Origin of the sequence: Pseudomonas sp. NY15354 (assembly GCF_048068075.1) — a bacterium.
Classification (GTDB): Bacteria; Pseudomonadota; Gammaproteobacteria; order Pseudomonadales; family Pseudomonadaceae; genus Aquipseudomonas; species Aquipseudomonas guariconensis_C.
On record NZ_JBLUPV010000061.1, the window covers coordinates 1 to 2335 of the forward strand.

The 2335-nt window shown below is 63.0% G+C and carries 2 protein-coding genes and 2 pseudogenes; all 4 read left to right on the forward strand.

The genetic code is table 11. The features are described from left to right. Nucleotides 1–113: hypothetical protein (locus tag ACNFCH_RS25750; RefSeq protein WP_223685201.1), on the forward strand; the 113-nt coding region annotated here is incomplete at its 5' end. A 134-nt stretch (nucleotides 114–247) separates the two neighbouring features. Next, nucleotides 248–1273, forward strand: a pseudogene (locus ACNFCH_RS25755) (cache domain-containing protein); the annotation flags it as partial. A gap of 339 nt (nucleotides 1274–1612) precedes the next feature. Further along, nucleotides 1613–2131 (forward strand): annotated as a pseudogene (locus ACNFCH_RS25760) (methyl-accepting chemotaxis protein); the annotation flags it as partial. 54 nt (nucleotides 2132–2185) lie between these two features. Continuing rightward, nucleotides 2186–2335 (forward strand): acetyl-coenzyme A synthetase N-terminal domain-containing protein (locus ACNFCH_RS25765; protein ID WP_416743232.1); only part of this gene is annotated, 150 nt, incomplete at its 3' end.

Consider the following 2335-nt stretch of genomic DNA (forward strand, 5'->3'; position numbering starts at 1 on the left):
GCTACAAGAAGTCCGGTGTCGGCCGTGAAACCCACAAGATGATGCTCGACCACTATCAGCAGACCAAGAACCTGCTGGTGAGCTACGACATCAATCCGCTGGGCTTCTTCTAAGCGGGTCTTTTGAGGCTGCGCTGCAACCCTTTCACGGGTAACCCCGCTCCCACAGGCGTTGCACAACCCCTGTGGGGGCGGGGTTACCCGCGAAAGGGTGCGTCACCGTCCCATGCGTATCCTTTGGAGCTTCGATGAAAATCCGTTACAAGGTCAGCCTTGCCGCTGCCTGTGTGTTGTTGATCACCACCAGCCTGTTGTCCTTGGCCCAGGTCAGCCAGGTGCGCACGGTGCTGCGCACGCAAACTGGAGAAAGCATTCTCGAGTCGAGCACGGCCGTTGCCCGGCAGATCGAGAACTGGCTCAACGGCAAGCTGCACTTGATGGACCTGACGGTTCAGACCCTCGACAGCCAGGCCAGTGCGCAGAACATCCAGCGCATCACCGACGCACCTTTGCTGAAGCAGGAGTTCGCACTGGTGTTCGGTGCCCTGCAGGTCGATGGCAAGCCCATCGGCAACCTGGATGCCTGGAAGCCCAAGCCGGGCTATGACGGTCGAACGCGGCCGTGGTACGCGACCGGGGAGGGGAGCAGTCAGGCGGTGCTGACCGAGCCCTATCAGGACTCTTCCACCGGAAAGGTACTGATTTCGGCGGTCAGCCGAATCACCGATGCCGGGCGCTTCGCCGGGGTGCTGGGCGGCGACATCCACCTGGACTCCGTCACCGAGGCCATCAATACCCTGGACTTCAGCGGCGCGGGCTACGCCTTCCTGCTGAACCAGAACGGCAACATCATTTCCCACCCTGATGCCCAGTTCAACGGCAAGCCCTACAGCGCGCTGTTCGGCGGTGCCCAGCCGGCCCTGGAAAGCCAGCTTCAGGCGATCGAGGTGGAGGGTAAGTCCCTGCTGGTGTCGTTCATTCCGTTGTCCAATCTCAAGGGCATGCAGTGGTACATCGGCGTGGTGCTGGATGAAGGCATCGTCATGGCCGCCAGTCACCAACTGAGCTGGCGAGCGGCCGCTGGCACCGCGTTGGGGGTGCTCCTGAGCTTGCTGGTGCTCGGGTTGCTGGTACGGCGTCTGCTGTTGCCGCTGGACCGACTCAAGGCCTCGTTGGCCGACATGAACCGTGGCAACGGTGACTTGACGCGTCAGTTACCGGTGTCCGGCAATGATGAAGTGGCTTTGGTGTCGGTGGAGTTCAACCAGTTCCTGGGCAACCTCAAGGCGCTGATTGGCGATGTTCAGCAGACGTCCCAGCAGGTGCGCCAGAGCACCACGGCCACCTCTCACGAGGCAAACCAGGCGGCCAGCCGTGTGCAACTGCAATTGCAGGAGCTCGACCAACTGGCCGCCGCCATGAACGAAATGGCCTCCACCGCCGAGGACGTGGCGCGCAATGCCCAGGCCGCCGCCCAGGCTGCGGTGGCGGCACATGATCAAACCGAAAACGGCGTGGCATTGGTGTTGCGCTCGACCGGTGCGATCAATGGCCTGGCCGAGGAAATGAACACCACCGGCCAGGCCATCAACGAGCTGTCCACCCTCAGCCATAGTATCGAGTCGATCCTCTCGGTAATCACCAGCATCGCCGACCAGACCAACCTGCTCGCGCTCAATGCGGCGATCGAGGCCGCGCGTGCCGGGGAATCCGGGCGCGGATTCGCGGTGGTGGCCGACGAGGTGCGCTCGCTGGCCTCGCGCACCCAGCAGTCGACCCAGGAGATCCGCCTGATGATCGACCAGTTGCAGGCCGGGGTGCGCCAGGCCCAGACGCGCATGCAGCAAAGCCGTGATGCCGCCAGCAAGACCGCCGAGGACGCCAACGCGGCCAATGAAACCCTTGGCCGCATCCGCGAGGCGATCTACCGCATCAACGACATGAACCTGCAGATCGCCGCGGCAGCCGAGCAGCAGAGCGCCACCAGCGAAGAGATCAACCGCAACACCACCAATATTCGCGACATCGGCCTGGAAGTGTCCGGCGGTGCGCAGCAGCAGGTCAGCCAGTGCTCGGTGATGGTCGAGCATGTGGGCCAGCAGGACCGCCTGCTCAGCCGCTTCCGGATCTGACCGGTGCGATCAGTCGATGTACCTGACAATCACTCTTACACCGAGGTAAACCTGATGAGTGCGGCTCCCCTGTATCCCGTTCGTCCCGAGGTCGCGGCCACTACCCTGACCGACGAGGCCACCTACAAGGCCATGTACCAGCAGTCGGTGATCAACCCGGACGGCTTCTGGCGCGAGCAGGCCCAGCGCCTGGACTGGATCAAG